General features: G+C 71.5%; 22 protein-coding genes. 16 read left to right on the plus strand and 6 right to left on the minus strand.

The genetic code is table 11. The annotated features are described in order from the left end of the window. The first annotated feature begins 85 nt into the window (after positions 1 to 85). From ABD437_RS18255 to ABD437_RS18275, 5 genes are all read left to right on the plus strand, one after another. Positions 86 to 1,309, plus strand: coding sequence for a glycosyltransferase family 4 protein (locus ABD437_RS18255; protein ID WP_344650042.1), 1,224 nt, complete (start codon positions 86 to 88; stop codon positions 1,307 to 1,309). After that, positions 1,303 to 2,022, plus strand: coding sequence for a class I SAM-dependent methyltransferase (locus tag ABD437_RS18260; RefSeq protein ID WP_344650043.1), 720 nt, complete (start codon positions 1,303 to 1,305; stop codon positions 2,020 to 2,022). The genes ABD437_RS18255 and ABD437_RS18260 overlap by 7 nt, the downstream gene beginning before the upstream one ends. Next, on the plus strand, positions 2,019 to 3,077 hold the full coding sequence (locus tag ABD437_RS18265) for a glucosidase family protein (protein ID WP_344650044.1): 1,059 nt from the start codon (positions 2,019 to 2,021) through the stop codon (positions 3,075 to 3,077). Before ABD437_RS18260 ends, ABD437_RS18265 begins: the two co-directional genes overlap by 4 nt. Next, positions 3,059 to 3,736: a class I SAM-dependent methyltransferase gene (locus ABD437_RS18270; protein WP_344650045.1), complete on the plus strand. Its 678-nt coding sequence runs from the start codon at positions 3,059 to 3,061 to the stop codon at positions 3,734 to 3,736. The genes ABD437_RS18265 and ABD437_RS18270 overlap by 19 nt, the downstream gene beginning before the upstream one ends. Before the next feature lie 274 nt (positions 3,737 to 4,010). Beyond that, positions 4,011 to 6,200, plus strand: a complete 2,190-nt coding sequence (locus tag ABD437_RS18275) for an amino acid permease (protein WP_344650046.1) — start codon at positions 4,011 to 4,013, stop codon at positions 6,198 to 6,200. Positions 6,201 to 6,207: 7 nt separating this feature from the next. Here ABD437_RS18275 and ABD437_RS18280 read toward each other — a convergent pair whose 3' ends face one another. After that, positions 6,208 to 6,732, minus strand: coding sequence for a DEAD/DEAH box helicase family protein (locus tag ABD437_RS18280; protein ID WP_344650047.1), 525 nt, complete (start codon positions 6,730 to 6,732; stop codon positions 6,208 to 6,210). A 1,042-nt stretch (positions 6,733 to 7,774) separates the two neighbouring features. Here ABD437_RS18280 and ABD437_RS18285 point away from each other — a divergent pair. Then, complete coding sequence (locus ABD437_RS18285) at positions 7,775 to 8,563, plus strand: SDR family NAD(P)-dependent oxidoreductase (protein ID WP_344650048.1); 789 nt, start codon at positions 7,775 to 7,777, stop codon at positions 8,561 to 8,563. An 18-nt stretch (positions 8,564 to 8,581) separates the two neighbouring features. On the opposite strand, the gene ABD437_RS18290 is transcribed toward ABD437_RS18285, so the two are convergent. Together ABD437_RS18290 and ABD437_RS18295 are read right to left on the minus strand one after the other, a co-directional pair. Then, positions 8,582 to 9,664, minus strand: a complete 1,083-nt coding sequence (locus tag ABD437_RS18290) for a phosphotransferase family protein (RefSeq protein ID WP_344650049.1) — start codon at positions 9,662 to 9,664, stop codon at positions 8,582 to 8,584. After that, positions 9,661 to 10,737 (minus strand): TIGR03857 family LLM class F420-dependent oxidoreductase, encoded by a 1,077-nt coding sequence (locus tag ABD437_RS18295; protein ID WP_344650050.1) that lies wholly within the window; start codon positions 10,735 to 10,737, stop codon positions 9,661 to 9,663. The genes ABD437_RS18290 and ABD437_RS18295 overlap by 4 nt, the downstream gene beginning before the upstream one ends. A gap of 86 nt (positions 10,738 to 10,823) precedes the next feature. On the opposite strand from ABD437_RS18295, the gene ABD437_RS18300 reads away from it, so the two are divergent. From ABD437_RS18300 to ABD437_RS18310, 3 genes are read left to right on the plus strand one after another with little or no spacing between them, the layout of a single operon-like run. Beyond that, positions 10,824 to 11,681 carry an amidohydrolase family protein gene (locus ABD437_RS18300; protein ID WP_344650051.1) on the plus strand — a complete coding sequence of 286 codons (858 nt, stop codon included), beginning with the start codon at positions 10,824 to 10,826 and terminating at the stop codon, positions 11,679 to 11,681. Positions 11,682 to 11,692: 11 nt separating this feature from the next. After that, a complete protein-coding gene (locus ABD437_RS18305; protein WP_344650052.1) occupies positions 11,693 to 12,880 on the plus strand; it encodes an amidohydrolase family protein in 1,188 nt (395 codons plus the stop codon). Positions 12,881 to 12,882: 2 nt separating this feature from the next. Then, the gene (locus tag ABD437_RS18310) at positions 12,883 to 13,170 is read left to right on the plus strand and encodes a hypothetical protein (protein WP_344650053.1); all 288 of its coding nucleotides are present in this window, start codon (positions 12,883 to 12,885) and stop codon (positions 13,168 to 13,170) included. Positions 13,171 to 13,229: 59 nt separating this feature from the next. On the opposite strand, the gene ABD437_RS18315 is transcribed toward ABD437_RS18310, so the two are convergent. Further along, on the minus strand, positions 13,230 to 13,796 hold the full coding sequence (locus ABD437_RS18315; RefSeq protein ID WP_344650054.1) for a hypothetical protein: 567 nt from the start codon (positions 13,794 to 13,796) through the stop codon (positions 13,230 to 13,232). A 48-nt stretch (positions 13,797 to 13,844) separates the two neighbouring features. Between ABD437_RS18315 and ABD437_RS18320 the strand changes: the two genes are divergently transcribed. Genes ABD437_RS18320 through ABD437_RS18335 form a run of 4 tightly spaced genes read left to right on the plus strand, consistent with a single transcriptional unit; the run spans position 13,845 to position 17,835 of the window. After that, complete coding sequence (locus ABD437_RS18320) at positions 13,845 to 14,507, plus strand: HAD family hydrolase (protein ID WP_344650055.1); 663 nt, start codon at positions 13,845 to 13,847, stop codon at positions 14,505 to 14,507. Positions 14,508 to 14,531: 24 nt separating this feature from the next. Beyond that, positions 14,532 to 16,136, plus strand: a complete 1,605-nt coding sequence (locus tag ABD437_RS18325; RefSeq protein WP_344650056.1) for a GMC family oxidoreductase — start codon at positions 14,532 to 14,534, stop codon at positions 16,134 to 16,136. A 41-nt stretch (positions 16,137 to 16,177) separates the two neighbouring features. After that, on the plus strand, positions 16,178 to 16,903 hold the full coding sequence (locus tag ABD437_RS18330) for an SDR family oxidoreductase (RefSeq protein WP_344650057.1): 726 nt from the start codon (positions 16,178 to 16,180) through the stop codon (positions 16,901 to 16,903). Next, positions 16,900 to 17,835, plus strand: a complete 936-nt coding sequence (locus ABD437_RS18335) for an RNA polymerase subunit sigma-70 (RefSeq protein ID WP_344650058.1) — start codon at positions 16,900 to 16,902, stop codon at positions 17,833 to 17,835. Before ABD437_RS18330 ends, ABD437_RS18335 begins: the two co-directional genes overlap by 4 nt. A 1-nt stretch (position 17,836) precedes the next feature. On the opposite strand, the gene ABD437_RS18340 is transcribed toward ABD437_RS18335, so the two are convergent. Then, positions 17,837 to 18,628, minus strand: coding sequence for an NmrA family NAD(P)-binding protein (locus tag ABD437_RS18340; RefSeq protein ID WP_344650059.1), 792 nt, complete (start codon positions 18,626 to 18,628; stop codon positions 17,837 to 17,839). 80 nt (positions 18,629 to 18,708) lie between these two features. Between ABD437_RS18340 and ABD437_RS18345 the strand changes: the two genes are divergently transcribed. Then, positions 18,709 to 19,662 (plus strand): AraC family transcriptional regulator, encoded by a 954-nt coding sequence (locus tag ABD437_RS18345; protein ID WP_344650060.1) that lies wholly within the window; start codon positions 18,709 to 18,711, stop codon positions 19,660 to 19,662. Between the two features lie 189 nt (positions 19,663 to 19,851). Here the strand turns inward: ABD437_RS18345 and ABD437_RS18350 are convergent, their stop codons facing one another. Beyond that, positions 19,852 to 20,988, minus strand: coding sequence for an amidohydrolase family protein (locus ABD437_RS18350; RefSeq protein WP_344650061.1), 1,137 nt, complete (start codon positions 20,986 to 20,988; stop codon positions 19,852 to 19,854). A gap of 354 nt (positions 20,989 to 21,342) precedes the next feature. On the opposite strand from ABD437_RS18350, the gene ABD437_RS18355 reads away from it, so the two are divergent. Then, positions 21,343 to 21,642 (plus strand): hypothetical protein, encoded by a 300-nt coding sequence (locus tag ABD437_RS18355; protein ID WP_344650062.1) that lies wholly within the window; start codon positions 21,343 to 21,345, stop codon positions 21,640 to 21,642. 194 nt (positions 21,643 to 21,836) lie between these two features. Then, positions 21,837 to 21,965: a hypothetical protein gene (locus tag ABD437_RS18360; RefSeq protein ID WP_344647219.1), complete on the plus strand. Its 129-nt coding sequence runs from the start codon at positions 21,837 to 21,839 to the stop codon at positions 21,963 to 21,965. Positions 21,966 to 22,735 lie beyond the last annotated feature (770 nt).

Here is a 22,735-nt window from a genome sequence, read left to right on the forward strand (position 1 = left end):
GTAGTTCGATGAATCCGCCCGAAGAAACAGGATTCTACTTATACTGACGAGTAAGTTACTGAGACAGATGTGAGAGGAGGTGGATGTGCGAATCGCCTTGCTCTCGTACCGTAGTAAAGCGCACTGCGGCGGCCAGGGAGTGTACGTCCGGTATCTGAGTCGTGGACTGGTGGAGCTGGGGCACGAGGTGGAGGTCTTCTCCGGCCAACCCTATCCGGAGGACCTCGACCCGCGGGTCACGCTCACCGAGGTACCCAGCCTGGACATGTTCGGCGGACCCGACTTCCCGCGCAAAGTGCGGTTCCGGGACTTCCGCGACCGGTATGACGTTCTGGAATTCGTAACTACCAAAACCGGGACATTCGCCGAACCGCTCGCGTTCGGGGCGCGGATCGCTCACCTGATGAAGACGCGGGCCGCCGACTTCGACGTCGTCCACGACAACCAGTCGCTCGGCTACGGGCTGCTGGCGCTCAAACGCCGCGGCGTGCCGCTGGTCGCGACGATCCACCACCCGATCAGCCGGGACCGGCGGGTCGAGCTGGACGCCGCCCGGTTACGCAAGAAGTACGGCATCCTGCGCTGGTACGGCTTCGTGAAGATGCAGGCCCGTGTCGCGCGCCGGCTCCCGGTGCTGGTCGGTGTGTCCGACGTCGCCACCGCCGACACGATCACCGACTTCCGCATCGACCCGGAGCGCTTCCGGGTGGTGCCGCTCGGCGTCGACACCGACGTGTTCCGCCCCGCCGGGCCGCGTGTCCCCGGTCGCATCGTCGCGATCGCCAGCGCCGACCGGCCGCTCAAGGGCGTCGCCCACCTGCTCGACGCGGTCGCGAAGCTCCGCGTCGACCACGCGGTGGAGTTGCAGCTGGTCTCGGCGCTGGAGCCGGGCGGAGCGACCGAGCAGCGGATCGCCGAACTCGGGCTCACCGACTGCGTCACGGTACGCACCGGCCTCTCCGACGCCGAGCTCGCCGCGCTGCTGGCCAGCGCCGAGGTCATGTGCGTGCCGTCGCTCTACGAGGGCTTCTCGCTGCCCACCGTCGAGGCCCTCGCCTGCGGCACCCCGGTCGTGGCCAGCCGCGCCGGCGCGTTGCCCGAGGTTGTCGGCGACGCCGGGGTGCTGGTGCCGCCGGGGGACGCCGGTGCGCTCGTGACGGCGATCGACGGGCTCCTGCGCTCGCCGGAGGAACGCGAGCGGCTCAGTGTCGCCGGGCGCGCCCGCGCGGAGGAACGGTTCAGCTGGATCTCGGTGGCACGGGCCACGGTCCGGGCGTACGAGGACGCAAGGGGAGACGCGAAGTGCTGACCGTGGACTTCGACCGGCTGCGTGTCGGTCGCCGCACCCGCTTCATCGACGTCGGCGCCGGCGGTGGCCGCCACTCGTTCGAGGCGCTGCGTCGCGGCGCCGAGGTGATCGCGTTCGACCTGGACGAGATCGAGCTCAAGAGCGTCGCCGACATGTTCGCGGCGATGGAGGAGGCCGGGGAGGTGCCGCCGGGCGGGTCCGGCGCGGTGCAGCCCGGCAACGTGCTGGAGATGCCGTACGAGGACGGTCACTTCGACGTCGTCCTCGCCTCCGAGATCCTCGAGCACGTGCCCGAGGACGACGCCGCGATCGCCGAGCTCGTGCGCATCCTCGCCCCCGGCGGGACGCTCGCGGTGACCGTGCCGCGCTGGCTGCCGGAGCGGATCTGCTGGGCGCTGTCCGACGAGTACCACGCGAACGAGGGCGGCCACATCCGCATCTACCGCGCCGACGAACTCGAGGCGAAGCTGGTCGGCGCCGGGCTGGTGGCCACGCACCGCCACCACGCCCACGCGCTGCACTCGCCGTACTGGTGGCTCAAGTGCGCGGTGGGGTCGTCGAAGGACGACCACCCGGCCGTGCAGGCCTACCACAAGCTGCTGGTCTGGGACCTGATGAGCAAGCCCGCGGTGACGCAGGTGGCCGAGCAGGTCCTCAACCCGCTGATCGGCAAGAGCGTCGCGCTGTACTTCCAGAAGCCGGTCTCGTCATGACCGTGCCGGCGGTCGACGGCGTGTTTTCGACCGAACAGTGCGTCCGGACCGCGTCCGCGATCGCCCGGACCCAGCAGGGGTCCGGCGCGCTGCCCTGGTTCCCGGGCGGGCACACCGACCCGTGGGACCACGTGCAGAGCGCGATGGGTCTGTCCGCCGCGGGGTTCCTCGAGCCGGCCGCGCGGGCCTACGAGTGGTGCCTGCGCGCCCAGCGACCGGACGGGACCTGGGCGGAGAAGTACGTCGGCGACGACGTCACCGACGCGAGCATCGACACGAACTTCTGCGCCTACGTGGCGACCGGGGTGTGGCACCACTGGACGATCACCGGTGACCGGGCCTTCGTCGACCGGCTCTGGCCGGTCGTGCGCGGCGCGATCAGCGCGGTGCTGCGCCTGCAGGCTCCCGGCGGGGAGATCCCCTGGGGCCGCGACGCCGACGGGGCCTTACGCACCGAGGTGCTGCTCACCGGCAACGCGAGCATGCACCTGAGCCTGCGCTGCGCGGTCGCGCTGGCCGAGCTGGCCGGCGAGCTGGTGCCGGAGTGGGAGCTGGCCGCCGCCCGCCTGCGTCACGCGCTGGACTTCCACCCGGAGCGGTTCGCCGACAAGAGCCGCTACTCGATGGACTGGTACTACCCGATCCTCGGCGGCTCGCTGGGCGCGGCGGAGGCGTCCGCCCGGCTGGCCGCGCGGTGGGACGACTTCGTGGTGCCCGGGCTCGGCATCCGCTGCGTCGCCGACCAGCCCTGGGTGACCGGCGCGGAGACCTGCGAGCTGGTCCTCGCGCTCGACGCCCTCGGCCGCAAGGACGACGCGCTGGAGCAGTTCGCCGCCATGCAGCACCTGCGTGAGGCCGACGGTTCGTACTGGACCGGCTACGTCTACCCGGACGCGACCCGCTGGCCGGTCGAGCAGACGGCGTGGACCGCGGCGACCGTGATCCTCGCCGCCGACGCCCTGTCGCGCACCACCCCGGCCAGCGGACTGTTCCGCGGCGAAGGGCTCCCACCCGGCGTTCTGGAAGGGACGTGTTCATGCCCGGCGAGTTTGTGACCCAGCCCGCCTTCGGAACACTGCCTGGTGCGCTGGCCGCGCTCGCGGAGTCGGTCAAAGGCTTCATGCCGGCCGACGAAGGGCTCGCGCTGCACGCGGCGGCGCTGGCGCACCTCGGCGACGGCGTCGCGGTGGAGATCGGCACGTACTGCGGGAAGTCGAGCATCTACCTGGGGCACGCCGCGACGCTCACCGGCGGCACGATCGTCACGATCGACCACCACCGCGGCTCCGAGGAACACCAGGAGGGCTGGGAGTACCACGACCGGTCGCTGGTGGACACGACCGGGCGTCTCGACACCCTGCCGGAGCTGCGCCGCACGCTGGCCGCGGCCCGCCTGGAGGACGTCGTGACGCCGATCGTCGGCCGCTCGGTCGACGTCGCCCGGTGGTGGGCGCACCCGATCGACCTGCTGTTCATCGACGGCGGCCACACCGACGAGGCGGCGCGCGCCGATCTGCGCGGCTGGGCGCCCTGGGTGCGTGCCGGGGGAGCGCTGGTGATCCACGACGTGTTCCCGGATCCGGCCGACGGCGGTCAGGCGCCCTACCGGATCTACCGCGAGGCGATCGACGGCGGAGAGTTCGCCGAGGTGAGCGTCACCGGGTCGCTGCGCGTGCTGGAGCGGGTGAGCACCGGTCCCGGGTCGCACCGTTAGCTGAAGTCGCAGGTCATGGGGCCTGCACTGAGAACGTGTTTTATTTCGGGGTCTGTTGACCGTGTGAAAATCTATAACTAGAGTCCGGTCGCAGTTCCGGATACACCCGTTACCCGATCGACGCGTGTCCGGGCTCTCGGTCGCCGCGTCTTCCGTTCCACCCTGCGTCCGCCGTCACGCTCGCGGCGCGGGGGCTCATGCTCCTGCTCCTGCTCCTGCTTCGGGCGAGTACCTGCCGGGATCCCTGGTCGTGTCGACCTACGGAAGGCTCCCCATGGGCTCGACCCCGGCTCCCTTCGCGGCATCCAGACCGTTCGTCGGCGGACGGCTGCGCACCGGCCATCTGCTGATCTTCCTGCTCGTCACCCACACCCCGCTGACGCTGCTGTGGGGCGCGGTGCCGGAGACCTACCGCGTCGGGCAGGTCGAGGCGACGCCGCTGGTCTTCGCGTTCTCCGGCGTCGTGCTGCTCGGCTTCGTGTTCGGCTACAGCGGGCTGGCCAAGCGCCTGCGCCACCCCGGCGGCCTGTACGTACAGGTGGCGCACGGTCTCGGCCGGCCGGTCGGGGTGGGTGCGGCGGTCGCGCTGCTCGTCGTCTACATCGGCATGGTCGCCGGGATGTACGGCTTCTTCGCCGGCGTCCTCACCGCGTTGACGCAGAGCGTCTTCGGCTACGGCGTGCCGCTCTGGGTGGGAATCGTGCTGTGCGTGACCGCCGGGGCGGTCCTCAGCCGGTTCCGGGCCCGTCAGGTGCTGCCGATCTTCGCGGTGATCCTGGTGCTCCAGCTGGTGACCGTCGTCGTGACGCTCGTCGCCGCGTTCCGCTCACCCGCCGGCGGGGCCGCGTCGTACCAGAGCCTGGAACCCGGTGGCCTGCTCACCGGCACGTTCGGGGTGGCCGTGGTGTTCGCGCTGATGGCCTCGACCGGCACCGAGACCGCGGCCAACTACACCGCGGAGCTGACGGACCCGGGCCGGTCGTTGCCGCGGGCCACGTACCTGTCGTACGCGATCACGACCGCGGTGACCGTCGCGGGTGCGGTCGCGATCAGCGTGCTCGTCGGCCCGGTGAACGCGACGGCGGCGGCCCAGCAGGCCGGCCCGGCGCTGTTCCCGCTGCTCGTCGCGCAGGTCGTCGGGCCGCAGGAGGCGGTGCTGGTGACCGACGTGCTGATGGCCGTGCTGCTGACCGGCGTGTTCGGCGCGACCGCCGCGCTGCAGGGCGCGCTCGTGCGTCAGCTGGCCGGGCTGGCCCGCGACGGGGTGCTCCCGCCGGCCCTGATCGAGCCCGACGCCAAGGGCAAGCGCCCGTACCTGCTGCACTTCGCGCACCCCACCGTCGGCGGCTTCGTCGCGCTGCTGCTCGGTGACCGCACGACCGGCGCACTCGAGCCCTGGGTGCTGATCGGGTCCGCGCTCGGCGTCATCGGGACGCTGGGGCTCGCGTCGCTCTCGGCGACCGTGTGGTTCCTGCGGGGCGAGGCCGACGAGACGGGTTTCTTCGGGTGGGAGGGGCAGGTCGTCGCGGCCGCGTTCTCCGCGCTGACGCTCGGTTTGATCGTGGTGTACGGGCTCACCCATGTGGCGGCGTTGAATCCGGAGGGGTCCGGGGGCACGTGGCCGGTGGTCGCGGTGGTGTTCGTGCCGTTCCTGTCCGGGGTGGTCGCGGCGCTGGTGTTGCGCGAGGCGCGGCCGTCGGTGTACGCGATGATCGGGCGGTCCGGGATGGATTCGCCCGGGGTCACACCGCCGGTGGCCCCGACCGCGCCACCGACGGTCGTGGTGCTCCCGGAGCCGGTCGCGGTGTCGTACCAGGATCGCGCCACGCACCCGGCGTCGGCGGGTTTTGTACCCGCCGATCCCCACGCGGGCCCGCCGCCGGAGTCTTCGGTGGGGGTGCCGGGGTCGTTGGACCGGGGTCGGTTGTCGGGCGACGTGGTGCCGGCGGTGTGGCATCGGCCGGAGGTTGTATCGGGGGGTCGGCCGGGGGGTGTGTCGGGGGCCCAGCCGGGGAGCGTGCCGGGGGATTGGCCGGGGGGTGTGTCGAGGGCCCAGCCGGGGGATTGGCCGGGGGGTGTGTCGGGGGATCGGCCGGGGGCCTTGCCGGGGCGTCGGCCGGAGGCCGTGCCGGGGGATCGGCCGATTTCGCAAATCCCGGGTGCCGGGTCGGGGTTCGTGGGTTCCGGGCGTCCGCCGGTAGGGCCTGATTTCGGGGCGCAACCCGGGACACCCACTGCCGAACCGTGGCGCACGAGGTCCGAGCCGTGGCGGGTGAGGCCGGTGGGTGGGCCGTGGACCGGTGGTGGGGATCAGCCGTGGCCGGCCCGGACCGAGATCGTGCCGGAAGACGACCCGGAGCGACCCGCGTCACCCCGGCCGGGGATCCCGTCCCAGCGAACCGCCCCGGAGGACCACCCCGGCTACAACTGGTGGGACCCGCAGCCTCACCCCCCGGCGCACTGAGCCGCGCCTACCGTTCAACGGCCTCGGCGATCCGCTGGGCGGCCTCAGCGGCGGTGAGATGCGTGGTGTCGACGAACTCGGCCTCGCGGCGCAACCAGGTGGCAGCGGCCTCGGCGTAGGGCTCGAGGTACCGGAGTCGGAACGGCGAGTTGGGCCCGAGCACGGTGTCCCCAGCGATGCGCTCACGAAGCGTCCCCTGGTCGGCATGCAGAACGAAGTGCCGGATCGGGATGCCGTGGTCGGCCAGACCGGTGCTGATCTCGCGCCAGTACGGTTCCACCAGGACGGTCATCGGCATCACCAACGTGCCACCGGTGTAGTCCAAGATGCGTCGCGCGGTCTCGACGACGAGCGGCCGCCACGGAGGCCAATGCTGGAAGTTGTCGGTCTCGGGCAGGCCCGGGGTGACGCTCATGAGCGTCACGCCGACCATCTCGGCGTCGAAGACCCGCGATCCCGGAAGCAGCTGCTGCACGAGCGAACTGGTCGTCGTCTTACCCACGCCATGGGTGCCGTTGATCCACACGATCACGCGCCCCGATGCTAGCCGCGCCGAGCGAGCTCTCGGGGCGCGCGGGATGCCCCAGGACACCCGTTTCCGACGGCCGGCCGCAGAGTCGCCAACACCGTCCGCCCGGCATGCGAACCGGTGACGGGCATTGTCCGCGGGGTGGTTGTTCGCGGGGTGGTTGTTCGCGGGGTGGTTGTTCGCGGGGTGGTTGTTCGCGGGGTGGTTGTTCGCGGGGTGGTTGTTCGCGGGGTGGTTGTTCGCATGCATCGTTGATGCCGGATTTGGTGATGGCGGTTGCCGGCGCTGCGGCCCGACGTGGTCCGGCGCCGCAGAGTTCATCGTCCGCCCGCACGGCCGCCGAGGTCGGGCAGGCGCCGCCAACCTTGGCACCAGGTGCGGTGCGCATCGCGGAGGAACGCATTGCCTACTGCTCAGGGCGCGCTGCTTGCGGCGGAGGGCATTCGGCTATGCCGCCCATGAGCAGGTCGCCGTCCTTGCCGGGCACACCGCGCCGCCACCAGCACCACGCGCATCCCACCGGTCACTTCGGCCAGGTTCCGGACGACCGGGTGGCCGCCGCCCGCACGGGATTGCCCTCGGGCTCGGCACGCCGGCCGCAATGAGCGCGGGGCCCGAGCCAAAAGGGGCGCATATAACGAGTCACGCACCAGCCAGCCGCGTCGCGACCACCATCGCGTACGGCTGGCGTGCATCGGGTGCCCGGCTGGCGTGCATCGGGTGCACCGTCGGCGTGCCGAGGCCCCGTGGGCGACGGCGGCGAGCGCCATGCCCACGGTCGGGGCCCCGGCCAGCGAGCGACGAACCGACCGGTCGCCACGGACCGGTCGCCACGGACCGGTCGTCACGGACCGGTCACTACGCACCAGGCGCCACGGTCGCCACAGTCGCCACGGACCAGTCGCCACGGACCAGTCGCCACGGACCAGTCGCCACGGACCAGTCGCCACCGACCAGTCGCTCGATCCGGAACGAAGGTTCGCTCCTCGGACGTTCGCATGACGCGACCGTTGATTCACCGACATCACCCTGGCACCCTGCCTCCATGGTGGACTCGAGCGCGCGCCTGTCCGGCAAGACCGCGGTCGTCACCGGGGCCGCGAAGGGGATCGGGGCCGCGGTGGTGCGGCGATTCGTCGCCGAAGGGGCGCGCGTGGTGGGCGGAGACGTCGACGTCGACGGGCTCGCCGCAGTGTCAGCGGAGTTGGGAGAGAGCTTCGTCGGGCGCCGCACCGACGTCACGGTGGAAAACGACGTCCGCGCGCTCGTGGCGTCCGCGACCGAGCAGTTCGGTGGGTTGGACATCGTGGTCGCGAACGCCGGTGGGGCGACGATCGGGGAGATCACCGAGCTCGACGCGGCCGAGTGGCGCCGCGTCGTCGACCTCTCCTTACACGGCGTTTTCCACACCGTGAAGCACGCCGGGCGGGCGCTCGGAGCGGGTGGGGCCATCGTCGCGCTGGCCAGTTTGAACGCGATCCAGCCCGGCCGGGGGATGGGGGCGTACTGCGCGGCGAAGGCCGGGGTGGTCGCGCTGACCGAGGTGGCCGCGCTGGAGCTCGGGCCGGCCGGGATCCGGGTGAACGCGGTCGCGCCGGGACTGGTGCGGACGTCGGCCACCGAGGCGCTCTGGAGTCTGCCCGGCGCGGTCGAGGAGTACGTCGAGAACACGCCGCTCGGCCGGTTCGCCGCCCCCGAGGAGATCGCCGCGCTGATCACGTTCCTCGCCTCCGACGAGGCCTCGTTCATCACCGGCAGCGTCCACCGCATCGACGGCGGCGCCAGCACCCGCCGCTACCCCGACCTGATCGCGGTGACCGAACGCCTCGGCTGAGGCGCGCCGGCACGGTGGTCACGCCGGCGTGCCGGTGACGGCCTCCAGCGTGCCGTGGTCGCGGATCGCCTGGCAGGCGCGTGCCGTCATCGACAGGAACATCGCGTCCGCGGCCGGGGTGCGCTCCACCGCCGCGTACACGCACCCCAGCACCGTGATCACCGGCGCGTGCAGCAGGCCGAGGCGGTAGCCGGCGCGGCACTCCGCGAGCGAGTACCCCGGCACGTCGAGGGCCGCGTGGTACGCCTCCACCAGCGCGTCCTCGGCCGCGCGGCGCTCGTCCACCGGCAGGGACAGCGCGACGAAGTAGGCCAGGTCACGGCCGGGGTGACCGACCGACACCGTCTGCCAGTCCAGCGCGGCCACCTCCGGCGACGTCGGGTGGAACATCAGGTTGTCGAGCCGGTAGTCGCCGTGGACGAGCGAGAACGGCGTCTGGTGGTCACGCAGCCACGGCTCGGTGAGCGCGGCCGCCGCACGCAACGTCGCCGCGTCGGCCGGCGTGAGCGCGGCGCCGAACCGCTGGGTGAACACCTCGGTCGCATCGCGGTGCAGCGCGCCCAGGAACGCGGCGCCCTCCGCGTCAGTGGGTGCCAGCCAGTCCAGGCCCGACGCCAGCACCGGGCTGTTCCAGAACGGAGCGTGCAACCCGGCCAGGTTCACGACGGCGTGCCGGGCCCGGGCCACCGTGCAGCCCTCGGCCTGGGCGCCGGGCGTGCTCGGCGCGAGGTCCTCGAGCACGAGCGTGAACCGGGTGTGGTCGGGGCTGATCGCGGCGTACCAGCAGCGGGGCAGGCGCGCGGCCACCCGCGCGGCCAGGTGCCGGTAGAAGCCGACCTCCCAGGCGTACCCCTGGCTGGTCATGCTCCGGTCGGCGCCGGTGCCCATCTTGACCACGACCGAGGCCGGCGCGGTCCCGGCGCCGCCCGCGTAGTCCAGCTGCACCCGGTAGCTCGCCCCGATCTGGCCGGTGCCGATGCGCCGCGTGCGCACCGCGCTCACCGGGGCGTCGAGCACGCGGCCCAGCCAGGCCGGCGTCAACGCGTCCGCGCTGTCGGCGACCAGCGACGGATCCGGCTCGACCGGCAACGACAGCCTCACGCCACCCACCCCGGGTTCGCCGGGTACGCCGGTAACGACGGCCGGACCGCCCGGTAGGCGGTGACCACCGGCTCCAGTTCGGCCGGCGTGGCGCCGTGCAGGATCACCCCGGACACGCCGAGGCCGAACTGGCGCGCCACCTCCGCGGCGCACCGCGCCGGCGACCCGGTGGCCGCCGCCGACAGCCACTCCGGCGGGAGCAGCGTCGCGATGTGTTCGAGCTGTTCGGTGGTCGCACGGTCGTCGATCGCGCCGAGGAAGCTCCCGACGACCGGGTCGGCCCGGAACCGGGCCAGCACCGCGGGGTCCCAGTCGTTGATCGACACCAGCACGTCGCCGTAACCCTGCAGGTAGGAGGCGAGCCGCCCGACGGTTCTGGTGAGCCGGGCCTCGTCCGGGATGTGGTCGCCGATCGTGGCGAGCACCGACCAGACGCGGATCGACGCCGGGTCGCGCCCCACCGACTTCGCGCCCCGGGCGATCGCGTCCAGCGCCGTCGACAACGCCTGGTCGGAGAAGTACGTGTGCAGGACGACGCCGTCCGCGATGCGACCGGCGAGTTCGAGCGTGCGGGGCCCGATCGCGACGAGAACGATCGGGATGTCGAAGTCGAAGTACGACTCCTGGTGCAGGTAGGGGTAGGAACCGGCGGGGCCGTCGTGCCCGACGATCGCCTCACCCTTCCAGAGCCGGCGCATCAGGCCGGCGAAGTCCTCGAGCTGCGCGGACGTTACCGGGGACAGCCCGATCGCCCGGCTGCGCAGCTCGATGCCGCGACCCAGCCCGAGCGCGAACCGCCCGCCGGTCAGCGTGTGCATCGACGTCGCCAGGGACGCCGTCAGCAGCGGGTGGCGCGTGTTGTGGTTCGTCGCCGCGGTGGCGAGCCCGATCGTGGACGAGACCGCGCCCATCGCCCCGGCGACCGTGCCCGCTTCCTTGACGTTGAAGCGCTCGGAGAGGAAACCGGCGCCGAGGCCGAGTGCCTCCGCCTCGGGGATCTCGCGCACCACGTCACGAGCGCTGCGGGTAGGGCCGGCGAGCGTGTAGAAGCCGAGCTCGGTCAGGTCACTCATCGATGAGCCCCCAGACAATATGAAATATACAACCGCGCACGGTAGCACAGCTTGACAGAACTAGAATTTCGTTTCAGAGTGTCGCCATGACGCTTCCGGCCGGGCTGCCCGTGATCGACACGATGATCGGGTTCCCCCACGAGGGGTTCGCCGTCTACGACTTCATCCGTAAACAGACCAAGGATCAAGCGTCGAAGGACTCGCAGTTCCCGGCCGAGTACATGTTCAAGAACGTGCCGAAGGACCTGCCGACCTCGGACCCGATCGCGGTCACGCTGCACGAGATGGACCGCTTCGGCGTCGAGAAAGGCATGGTCGGCGTCGGCGACGAGACGTCGCAGCTCGCGCTGAAGAAGCACCCCGACCGGTTCATCGCGTCGGGAAGCATCAACGACCCGAACGACGTCGTCGGCAGCGTCCGGGCGATCAAGCGGGAGTACGAGGAGTTCGGCATCCGGGCCACGTCCGCGTTCCCGTCCGGAACGTTTCCCCAGGTGCCGATCGACGATCCGAAGATGTACCCGATCTACGCCACCTGCGTGGAGCTCGGCATCCCGATCTTCGTCTGCGCCGGCGTGCCCGGCCCCCGGTTGAAGTTCGCGCCGCAGGAAGTCAGCCGCATCGACACGGTGATGTTCGACTTCCCCGACCTGGTGTTCGTCACCCGGCACGGCTGCGAGCCCTGGGAGCAACTCGCGGTGAAGCTGATGCTCAAGTGGCCGAATTTGTACTACTCCACGTCGGCGTTCGCCCCGAAGTACTACCCGAAGGCCGTCATCGACTTCGCGAACACGCGCGGCGCGGACAAGGTGCTCTACGCGGGCTACTTCCCGATGGGCCTCTCGCTGGAGCGCATCTTCCGGGACATGCCGAACGTCCCGTTCAAAGACGACGTGTGGCCCAAGTTCCTGTACGGCAACGCCGCGCGCATCCTCGGACTCTGAGAGGCGGATTCATGACCGAGCTCCCGTGGACCTTCTTCGACTGCGACAACCACTACTACGAGGCCCTCGACGCGTTCACCCGCCACCTCGAGCCCGAGTACCGGAAGCGCACGATGCAGTGGGCGACGATCAACGGCAGGCAGCGGTTACTCGTCGGCGGCAAGGTGAACAAGTTCATTCCGAACCCGACGTTCGACCCGGTCGCCGCGCCCGGCGTCATGGACGAGTACTTCCGCGGTCGCAACCCGAAGAGCGCCGATCCGAAGCAGCTGTTCGGCGAGCTGGAGCCGATCCGCGCCGAGTACCGCGACCGCGACGCCCGCATCGCCTGCATGGACCGCCAGGGCATGGAGGCGTGCATCATGCTGCCGACGCTCGGCGTCGGCATGGAACAGGCGTTGATCCACGATCTGCCGGCGATGACGGCCGCGTTCCGGGCGTTCAACCGCTGGCTCGACGAGGATTGGGGCTTCGCCTACCAGGGCCGCATCTTCGCCGCCCCGTACATCACGCTCGCCGACCCGGCGAACGCCGTCGCGGAGCTCGAATGGGCGTTGGAACGCGACGCCCGGTTCGTCGTGATGGTCGGTGGGCCGGTGACGACGGCGCTCGGCTCGCGCGCACCCGGCGACCCGATGTTCGACGGGTTCTGGCAGCTCGCGAACGACTCCGGGATCACCGTGCTCTACCACGGCGGCGAGTCGCCGTACACGAGGTACCTCAAGGACTGGGGCGAGAACGACTTCACCGAGGCGTTCCGCGCCAACGCGTTCCGCGGGCTGGTGAGCGCCAACCCGCTGCAGGACACGATCGCCTCGCACCTGGCGCTCGGGTTGTTCGCGCGCTTCCCGAACCTGCGCGTGGCGTCGATCGAAGTGGGGTCGGACTGGGTGTTCCACCTGTTCGAGAAGCTCACGAAGTCCTACGGGCAGGTGCCGCACCTGTACCCGGAGGACCCGCGCGAGACGCTCAAGCGCCACGTCTGGGTGTCGCCGTTCTACGAGGACGAGCTGGCCAGCCTGCTGCGCCTGATCGGCGCCGGTCACATCCTGATGGGCTCGGACTATCCGCACGTCGAGGGGCTCGCCGAGCCCGCGTCGTACATCAAGGACCTGAAGAACTACGACTACAGCGACGAGGACTGCCGCGCCGTCATGCGCGACAACGGGCGCTTCCTGGCCACGCGCCGGCCGGTCTGACCATGCGCGTCTCGAAAGCCAGCCTGGCCGGGCTGCTGCTGGAGGAGGGCGAGGAGGACCTGGCGGTGCTCCTCGCCCGCTCCGACCTGCCGGACGAGATCGACGTCGAACGGGACGCCCCGGCACTCACCGCGATCGGCCTGAGCGGCGACGAACTGCACGCACTTCTGCCGACGATCACCGCCGCCTCCGCCGAGGCCCCGGCGAGCGACATGGCCGACCTGGAACAGACGATCTCCGACCGCTGGGCCTACCTGGTCGACGACTGGACCGGCACACCCCGCGCGTGAGTTCACCCGGGTGGTGGGTCCACGACGTCGGCGACGACGATCGGCCGGCCAGACAACGATCACCGAACTTTTTCCCAGTGGCTGACCTCGATCGTCGCGGTGTAGCCGACGTCGCCGTTGTCCCAGCGCTGGTCGTCGTTCGGGACCAGCAGCAGACCCTGCCCCGCGCCCGGCGGCACGGTGACGCACCCGCTGTCGACGCCGACGTCCAGGGCTGTGCCGGTACCGCGCCACTTCCCGACCAGCGCGGCGTCCCGGCCGCCGCGGAACGGCCAGTCGCCGGCGGCCCGCGGATCCACGCGGCGCCCGTTCCCGGCCGGCCCCCAGGTTCCCCGCCAGTTGAACCAGCCCCCGTAGCTGACGCGGCCCGTCGCGGTGATGCGCACGACGTCGCCGGGCGTGATCTTGCCCGCCAGCGGGGTGCCGTCCAGTCCGATCGTGCGGCCGTTCGTCGTCGGCGCGATCCAGACGTCCTCGGCCGTGTAGGCGTACACGGCCGAACCGGGACGGGTGCGCCAGTCCGGCGCCGGGCAGCCCCGCTGCGCCGCGTGCGCGACCGGCGGTGCGGTGACGCACAGGAGCGCGGTGACGATCAGCGGCACCGCGCACGATTCCCCCCAGAACATGGCAAAACACTATCGTGTGACCGCGGCCTCGGTGGGTAGAGGCGGGGTATGGGCGATACCGCGATCTTCGACGTCGACGGCACTCTCGTGGACACCAACTATCAGCACGCGCTGGCGTGGTTCCGGGCCTTCCGCCGGTACGGGGTGACGGTGCCGATGTGGCGTCTCCACCGGGGCATCGGGATGGGTGGGGACCAGTTCGTGTCCGAGGTCGGCGGCCGCGACCTCGAGGAGGCGCACGGCGACGAGCTGCGTACGGCCTGGGAGAAGGAGTTCGACCAGCTCATCGACGAGGTCCAACCGTTCGAGGGCGCCCACGAGCTGCTGGCCGAGGTCAAGGACCGGGGGTTCCGTCTGGTGCTGGCCAGCTCCGGCAAGAGCAGGCACGTCGAGAGGTTCCTCGACCTCATCGACGGCAAGTCGCTCGCCGACGCCTGGACCACCTCAGACGACGTCGCGCGGAGCAAGCCCGAACCCGACCTGGTGGCGGCCGCGCTGGCCAAGGTCGAGGGCGCCAGCGGCATCATGGTCGGGGACTCGGTCTTCGACGTCCGGGCGGCGGCCAAGCTCCGCATCCCCACGCTCGGGGTTCGCACCGGCGGGTTCTCGGTCGGGGAGCTGCTGGAAGAAGGCGTCCTGCAGGTGTTCGACTCGCTGGTGGCGTTCCGCCAGGCCCTGGACGGCACCCCGTTGGCGCGGGCCAGCCGCTGACCGGCGCCGGAGCATAATTCGGGGGTGGGAGAGTACGACGTCGTCGTGGTGGGCGCCGGCACCGCCGGGTGCGTGCTCGCGGGACGCCTCTCGGAGAACCCGGACCGGCGCGTGCTGCTGCTCGAGGCCGGCCCGGTCTTCGCGGCGCCCGGCGAGTTCCCCGAGGAGCTCCTGCGCGTCTCGTCGCTCTCCGCCGTTCTCCCCGGGAACCCGTACAACTCGGCCTGGCCCGCGTACCTGACGCCCGACCTGCCGTGGACGATCCCGCGCGGCCGGGTGCTCGGCGGCTCCGGCGCGATGAACGGCGCGAACTACGTGCGGGCCACCCGCGCCGACTTCGACGACTGGGTGGCGCTCGGCAACCCCGCCTGGTCGTACGAGGCGTGCCTGCCGTTCTACCGCCGCGCCGAGGACGACCTCGACTACCCCGGCGACACCCGCGGCCCGCTGCCGGTGCAGCGCGTCAAGGGCGACGCGCTCAGCCCGCTCTCGGCCGCGTTCCTCGACGCCTGCCTGGCGGCCGGCTTCCCCGAGGAGAAGAACAAGAACGGCGACGAGACGCCCGGCGCCGGGCTGATGCCGGGCAACTTCGTCGACGGGGTGCGGGTGAACACCGCGATCTCGCACCTGCTGCCACACCTCGACCGGCCGAACCTGACCGTGCGGGGTGACGCCGCGGTGTCCCGGGTGGCGCTGGAGCACGGCCGGGCCGTGGGCGTGCACGTCGGCGACGAGCTTGTCCGGGCCGGCGAGGTCGTGCTCTGCGCGGGGTCGGTCACCTCGCCGCACCTGCTGCTGCGCTCGGGCATCGGGGCGGCGGCCGAGCTACGGGCGGCGGGCATCGAGGTCGCCGTCGACCTGCCCGGCGTCGGCAAGGACTTCTCCGACCACCCGGACGTCTACGTGGGCTTCCGCGCGCGTGGTGACCTGCCGTTCGACCCGTCGACGCTGCCCGCGCAGGTCGGTCTGAACCTCGATTCGGGCGCCGACCCGGCGGGCGACCTGGAACTGCTGCTGTTCGCGATCCCGCTCGGCGCGATGATGACCGACACCGGCAGCGGCCGGACGTCGCTGGTGAAAGGCGCGTCGGACGTGCTGCGCCGGCCGCGGCGCACCCTCTCGGCGCTGCGCGGTGTCTCGCTGCGGCGCCTGGCGACGCAGGTGATCCGGCAGGGCGACCTGAACCTGATGGTCGCGCTGCAGCGCCCGGAGTCGCGGGGGCGCCTCGAGCTGGTGGCCGGGGAGCCGATGCTGCACTTCGACTACCTGCGGTCGGCGGGCGACCGGGCGCGGCTGCGCACCGGGGTCAGGGCCGCCGCCGAGCTGCTGCGGAGCGGGCCGCTCGCCGCGCACGTCGCGTCGATCACCGGGCCCGACGCGCGCACGCTCGCCGACGACGGCGCGCTCGACCGGTGGTTGCGCACGCACCTGAACTCGAACTTCCACCTGTCCGGCAGCGCGCGGATGGGTCCGGACGGCGATCCGGGCGCGGTGGTCGACGGTTCACTGGCCGTGCGCGGGGTCGCGGGCCTGCGTGTCGTCGACACGTCGGTGCTGCCCGCGGTGCCCCGCCGGGGCACGAACGCGACCGCCGTCATGCTGGCCGAACGGGCGGCGACGTTTTTCTGATCGTCGCGATGAGATCGCCCGGGTCGCGCGGTCTCATCCTCATGGACAACGAACTGAACGTTCGCATCGCGATCGTCACCGGCGCGAGCCGGGGCTTCGGCCGGGCCATCGCCGAGGCGCTGGCCGCGGACGGGGCCACGGTGCTGGGCGTCTCCCGGAGCGCGCCGGCCGCGGCCACGTCCGCCACCTGGGTGAAGGGCGACGCCACCGATCCGGGGACCGCCGCCGACCTGATCGCCGAGCACCGGCCCGACCTGCTGGTGCTCAACGCCGGCGCGGTACCGGCGATGGGCCCGCTGCACACGCTGAGCTGGGACGACTTCTCACGCAACTGGCACGTGGACACCCGGCACGCGTTCACCTGGACACGCGCTGCGCTCACCGCGCCGCTCGCGCCGGGCAGCACGGTGGTGACGATCTCCAGCGGGGCCGCGTTGCGCGGCTCGCCGGCCAGCGGCGGCTACGCGGGCGCGAAGGCCGCGATCCGCTTCCTCACCGCGTACGCCGCCGACGAGTCGGCCCGGGCCGGGCTCGGCCTGCGTTTCGTGACGCTGCTGCCGATGCTCACCCCGGCGACCGACCTGGGGCGCGCCGGCGTGGGTGCCTACGCGGCCCGCGCCGGGGTGGACCCCGCGACCCACATCGCGACCATGGGGACGGTGCTCACCCCGGAGCAGGTCGCCGACGCCGTCCGGACGGCGGTCCGCGACGCCGCGTCCGGTGCCGAGTACCTGGTGACCGCCGACGGATCGCGGCCCGTCGCGTGACCCGAGCCGCCACGATGGACGCCGTGGCCCCCGACTTCGCCGAGCTCGCCGACCCCTACCGCGGCGAGATCCTGGCCCACTGCTACCGCCTGCTCGGCAGCAGGCACGACGCCGAGGACGCGGTGCAGGACACCTACGTCCGGGCCTGGCGGGGGTTCGCCGCGTTCGAGGGCCGCTCGTCGGTGCGCCGCTGGCTCTACGTCATCGCGACGCGCGTCTGCCTCACCGCTCGGCAGCACCGCGGCCGTCGCCCGCTGCCCTCCGGGCTCGGTCCGCCGGGGACCGGCCCGGAGACCGCACCGGAACTCGACCTCGACTGGTTCGAACCGCTGCCGGACGCGCTGCTGCGTACCGAGCGGGAGACGCCGGAGTCGGTCGTGGCCGCCCACGCCGGTATCCGGCTCGCGTTCACGGTCGCGCTCCAGCACCTGCCGGCGCGGCAGCGGGCCGCGCTGATCCTCGCCGACGTGCTCGGCTGGCCCGCCGCCGACGTCGCGGACGTGCTGGGCACCTCGCGCGCCGGTGTCCACAGCGCGCTGCAGCGGGCCCGGGCCCGGCTGCGGACGCTCGGGGTCGCGGCCGACGACGTCGCCGAGCCGGTCGACGCCGCGACCAGGACACTGCTCGACCGCTACGCCGACGCGTTCGCGCGTGCCGACGCCGCGCCGCTGGTCGAGCTGCTCCGCGCGGACGTCGTCCTCGAGATGCCCCCGATCCCGACCTGGTTCCGCGGCCGCGACGCGGTGCTCGGGTTCCTGCGGGCCCGGGTGCTGCGCCGCCCCGGCACGTGGCGGCTCACACCGATCCGGGCCAACACCGAGCCGGCGTTCGCCGTGTACGAGGACGGCGTCGCACACGGCGTCCACATCGTGACGATCACCGGCGGGCGCGTCGCCCGGATCACCGCGTTCAACGATCCGGGCGTGCTCTGAACTAGAAGGCGGCGCGGGCGTAGTCGGCGAAGTCCCTCGGCTCGCGGCCCAGCGCGCGGCGCACGCCGTCGCAGACCGGCTCGTTGCGCCCGTCGAGCACCTCGGTGAACAGGTAGGAGACCAGCGCGATCACCTCCTCCGGCGTCCGCGCCTCACGCATCGCCGCCGCGTACGCGTCCAGCGGCACCGACTCGAACCGGATGTCCCGGCCGGACGCCCGGCCGATCTCCGCGGCGACCTCGGCGAACGTCAGGGCACGCGGCCCGGTGAGCTCGTAGAGCTGACCGGCGTGCCGGGAGTCGGTGAGCGCCGCGACGGCGACGTCGGCGATGTCGTCGGCGTCCACGAACGGCTCACGCACGTCGCCGACCGGCAGCCGGAGCACGCCGTCCTCGGACGGCACCAGGTAGTCCTCGCTGAAGTTCTGCGCGAACCAGCTGCAGCGCACGACCGTCCACTCCGGCGCCCCGGCGCGCACGAGCTGCTCGCACCGCTCGGCCTCGGCTTCGCCGCGTCCGGACAGCAACACCAGCCGGCGGACGCCCTGCCGCGCGGCCTCGGCCGTGAACGCCTCGATGGTCGCCGGTGCCGCCGGCACGGCCAGGTCGGGGACGAACGCGAGGTAGGCGGCGTCCACCCCGGCGAGCGCGGCCGGCCAGGTGTCCGGTGCGTACCAGTCGAACGGTGGGGTGCCGCTGCGGGAGCCCACCCGGGTGGGGATGCCGAGCGCGTCGAGGCGCGCGGCGACGCGGCGGCCGGTCTTTCCGTGTCCTGCGGTGATGAGGATCGTCATGTCTCCAGGAGACCGGTTACGCCGAGACGGTTCCATCGCCACGAGCCGCATCCGCATACGCGATCGTCTACGGTAGCCGCGTGGACACTCTCGCCGGTCTCCTCGACGGACCCCGCGCCCGGGGCGCGTTCCTGGTCCGCTCCCTGCTGACGCCGCCCTGGTCGATCCGCATCCGCGACGAGTCGCCGCTGACGCTCTGCGCGGTCGTGCACGGCACCCTGTGCGTGCTGCCCGACGCCGGTGGGCTGACCCGCCTCGAGGCCGGCGACCTGGCGATCTTCCGCGGCCCCGATCCGTACACGCTCGCCGACGACCCGGCCACCGCACCGCAGGTGCACATCCTGCCCGGCCAGGTGTGCCAGACCCCGGCCGGTGCCCCGCTCGGCCTGATGACCGATCTGATGTCGCCGCCGGGCGCGCTCGGCGTCCGCACCTGGGGCAACGACGCCACCGGCGGCACCGAACTGCTGACCGGCACGTACGAGGTGCACAGCGAGGTGAGCTCCCGCCTGCTCGCCACGCTGCCGCCGGTGCTGGTGGTCCGGCGCACTTCCTGGGAGAACCCGCTGATCGGGTTCCTGGCCGAGGAGATCACCCGCGACGCCCCGGGCCAGGGCGCGGTGCTCGACCGGCTGCTCGACCTCCTGCTGATCGGGGCGCTGCGCTGGTGGTTCTCCCGGCAGGACGCGGCGGCACCCGGCTGGTACCGCGCGCACGGCGACCCGGTGGTGGGCCCGGCGATCCGCATGCTGCAGTCCGACCCGGCGCGGGCGTGGACGGTCGCGCTGCTGGCCCGCGAGACCGGCGTCTCCCGGGCCGCGCTCGCGCGCCGGTTCACCGAGCTCGTCGGCGAACCACCGATGGCGTTCCTGACCGGCTGGCGCCTGGCGCTGGCCGCGGACCTCCTGCGCGAACCCGACGCCACGCTGGCGGCCGTCGCCCGCAAGGTCGGCTACAGCAGCCCGTTCGCGTTGAGCTCGGCGTTCAAACGCGTGCGCGGGGTGAGCCCGGCGGAGTTCCGCGCGGCGGTCTGAGGGCCGGAGGACGGCTTCCGCGAAGTGCGTGATCCCCGGCTCGCGGCCGTGGATCGCCGTGTCCCCCGAACACCGGGACCTGGGGTTCGGTCACCGCCGTCACCGTGATGCCTTCGCCGGTCACCTCGAGTTTCGAAGCCCGGAACGCTCATCGCGTTCCGGGCCGTGTCATTCCCGGCCGCCGACGTATTACTTCACCGGCAGCTTCATCCGGAACAATTTCTCGGCGTTCCGGAACGCGATCTTCTCCTTGTCCTGGCGGGGCAGGTCGACTCCGCGGAACCAGTCGGTCTGCTCCTTGATGTCGGCGAACGGGTAGTCGGTCGCGAACATCACTCGATCCACGCTGATGTACTTCAGCAGGAGACGGAGGAGGTCGGTCTGGGGGAAGGCGCTGGTCGTGATCCAGAAGTTGTCGTGGAAGTACTGCCCGAAGGGCTTCTTGAGCGAGTCCTCGGTCGGCTCACCCATGTCGTTGACGATCCGCTCGAAGTAGAACGGAAGACCTTCGCCCATGTGGCCGATGATGACTTTCAGTCCGGGGAATCGGTCGAACACCCCGTAGGTGATCATCCGGATGCATTGGGTCAGCACCTCCTGGTGCCAGCCGTAACCGGACCCACTGAAGATGTAGTCCTGGAACTCTTCGGTGTATTCGGACCGGGTGGTGCTGTAGTAGATCTTGAAGACCTCGTCGGCCGGATAACCGGGATGCAGGTAGATCGGCACGTCGAGCGCGACGGCGCGGGCCAGCACGGGCTCGAAATCGGGATGATCGAGGTACTTCTTCGTGATGTGTCCGTTGGTCAGCGCGCCGAGGAAGCCGTCTTCCCGCACCGAGCGTTCCAGTTCGTCCGCCGCCGCCTCCGGGCTCTGCAAGGGCAGGGTGGCGAAAGCCTTGAAGCGGCCCGGATATTTGGCGATGGGCCCCTCCACGAGCTGCCGGTTGAGCCGATAGGCGAGGTCGATGCCCTTCTGCCCCGGGACGTTCTGCACGGACGGTGTGTGCGCAGAGAGGATCTGAACGTTGAGTCCCCCCGCGTCCATGTCGCCGATTCGGCGTTGACCCAGATCGGCGAGACCGATTTCTTCGAGGAATGCGATGTGGTCTTCGTTGATCGAGTTGAGCTTCAACAACGTAGGGGTCGAAAAGGTCTCCTCCGTGCCGATGAAGGGCAGGTCCTTGTCGCGCAGATAAATGTCCGACGTCTTGCCCGGACTCTCGTCGCCGTCCGCGGCCGAGGCGACGGCGTGCGTGGTCAAGCCGGCGCCGATGCCGAGCGCCGTTGCGGCGGCCAGGAAGCTGCGGCGTCCCATGGATTTCATGTCATTCTCTTTTCCGGTGGTGTAGTGCCGCCGAGATGCTCCGAATCGGAGCCGTCGTCGTTAGCAGGGGTGTCCGGCGGCGCGGTCGGCGACTGGGAACGCTTTTGCCGGTGCCGTGGCGGCCGTCAACAGCCTTCTGGGTACGAGCCGCATCGCGTGTCTCATGCCGACTTCGTACCGAGCGAAACTGAAACGAACGTTAGAAGGCCGGTTGGCCGAACCCGCTCAGAGCCGCTTCCGCCGAGATGATCAGCGGGCGCTCGGCGACGCGTTCGCGCTGCGGCCGGCCCGGCCACTCGAGGACTACCCCGCCACCTCGGAGTACGCGCTCTACGCCTGGAGCGACGAATCTCCGTGCCGGCGCTCGAAGACCGTCTGGACGGCTCGGTCGATCTCGACGCGGGCGCCCGCAGCGACGGTGCGTACTACTACCTCGGCCCCGGCGACCACCCTCTGCGAGCTGCGGCCGCTCGCCGAGCAGACGGTTTCTACCCCGTCGTCGGGTGGCGCTTCGGCCAGGGCCACGCGGCCTCGGCCGTGTTCGCGATCACGGAGCGGGTGGGCGTCCGCGGTGCCGCACGCGACCGAGTTCCGCGCTCCCGCCGGACCGGCGGCGCGGTTGAGTTCTGTGGATCCGCGCGTGACTGCGTCTGATCGGATGTCTACCGCTGGTGTTTCCGCCCCGGCTCGCGGCACGCTCCAGGGAAGCGGGGCGCGGCGGCTTGGGTGTTGGGAGGCGAACGTTTCCGGCGTCGGCGGGGTGATCGAGCAGCGGGCCGATCCGGGAGAACCTGTGTCCAGGACGGGAGAGACGCTCCCGGACATGAGGCCTTGGGAGGCTGGACGACATGAGCGGCTGCTACGACTACTCGTACGACGAGTGCACCAACGACTGGGACTACAACTACTGCAAGCCGCGTCGCCGCCACCACAAGAAGCGCTACAACGACTGCTGGGACTACAACTACTGCTCCTGAACCACCCAGCAGCACCACCGGCCCGGACCGCGAACGATGCGCTCCGGGCCGCACCGCGTCCGGGCAGACCGACCGTCAAACGAGCTACCTGCGCCAGATGCGTCTCGGCGCCGGAGCTCCGCTCCACGTCGAGGTGGTAAAGGTCTCGGCGGCAGGCCACGGTAGGCGGTTGTCGGCCGCCCGGAGTCAGGGCTTGAGCGAGGAATGTCAGTGTGCTCCGGGAGCCGGGGTCGCCTGAGCATCGAGCAGTGGAGCGGGCTCACCGCGGTCGAGGCGGCGGCTCACCAGGACAGGAGCGGTCTTCGCGACCACGAGATCCTGGGCCGGGAGGCCCGCCACGTGCTCCGGTACGCCGATTCCGCCGTCACCGGTCCAGTGCTGGACGCTGCTCGAGCCGCGCGACGAGTACGCCTGTCGGCGCGCGACCGCAGCCGGGAGTTCTCGTCGCACACGTGTGCGCCGGAACGCCTCCAACCTCACCACCGCGCTCATCGAACGCGGCTGGCCGGTCAGCAAGCGTAAGGCGATGCCCGGCCCGGCCGCGGACCAGGAAGACCGGCTGCGGCAACTGGAGGAAATCACCGGATCGGCGGTGCCGCTGGCGCTGGCCGCCTACTGGCGCATCGTCGGAACGATCGACCTCGTCCCACGTGACAACTGGGACGCCCCATTTCCGGACGTGAATCCGGAGATCGCGGGGCCGTTGGAGATCACCATCGCCGCCGACTCTCTCCACCAGGCGAACATCAGCGGCGGTGCCCCGTACTCCG

Origin of the sequence: Cryptosporangium japonicum (assembly GCF_039524755.1) — a bacterium.
GTDB classification, from domain to species: domain Bacteria; phylum Actinomycetota; class Actinomycetes; order Mycobacteriales; family Cryptosporangiaceae; genus Cryptosporangium; species Cryptosporangium japonicum.

Excerpts from the sequence above, each read along its gene's own strand:
- ABD437_RS18330 (WP_344650057.1), top strand. The coding sequence starts at position 16,178 with ATGGACAACGAACTGAACGTTCGCATCGCGATCGTCACCGGCGCGAGC.
- ABD437_RS18270 (WP_344650045.1), top strand. The coding sequence starts at position 3,059 with ATGCCCGGCGAGTTTGTGACCCAGCCCGCCTTCGGAACACTGCCTGGT.
- ABD437_RS18285 (WP_344650048.1), top strand. The coding sequence starts at position 7,775 with ATGGTGGACTCGAGCGCGCGCCTGTCCGGCAAGACCGCGGTCGTCACC.
- ABD437_RS18320 (WP_344650055.1), top strand. The coding sequence starts at position 13,845 with ATGGGCGATACCGCGATCTTCGACGTCGACGGCACTCTCGTGGACACC.
- ABD437_RS18275 (WP_344650046.1), top strand. The coding sequence starts at position 4,011 with ATGGGCTCGACCCCGGCTCCCTTCGCGGCATCCAGACCGTTCGTCGGC.
- ABD437_RS18360 (WP_344647219.1), top strand. The coding sequence starts at position 21,837 with ATGAGCGGCTGCTACGACTACTCGTACGACGAGTGCACCAACGACTGG.
- ABD437_RS18350 (WP_344650061.1), bottom strand. The coding sequence starts at position 20,988 with ATGAAATCCATGGGACGCCGCAGCTTCCTGGCCGCCGCAACGGCGCTC.
- ABD437_RS18315 (WP_344650054.1), bottom strand. The coding sequence starts at position 13,796 with ATGTTCTGGGGGGAATCGTGCGCGGTGCCGCTGATCGTCACCGCGCTC.
- ABD437_RS18300 (WP_344650051.1), top strand. The coding sequence starts at position 10,824 with ATGACGCTTCCGGCCGGGCTGCCCGTGATCGACACGATGATCGGGTTC.
- ABD437_RS18310 (WP_344650053.1), top strand. The coding sequence starts at position 12,883 with ATGCGCGTCTCGAAAGCCAGCCTGGCCGGGCTGCTGCTGGAGGAGGGC.
- ABD437_RS18340 (WP_344650059.1), bottom strand. The coding sequence starts at position 18,628 with ATGACGATCCTCATCACCGCAGGACACGGAAAGACCGGCCGCCGCGTC.
- ABD437_RS18305 (WP_344650052.1), top strand. The coding sequence starts at position 11,693 with ATGACCGAGCTCCCGTGGACCTTCTTCGACTGCGACAACCACTACTAC.
- ABD437_RS18295 (WP_344650050.1), bottom strand. The coding sequence starts at position 10,737 with ATGAGTGACCTGACCGAGCTCGGCTTCTACACGCTCGCCGGCCCTACC.
- ABD437_RS18265 (WP_344650044.1), top strand. The coding sequence starts at position 2,019 with ATGACCGTGCCGGCGGTCGACGGCGTGTTTTCGACCGAACAGTGCGTC.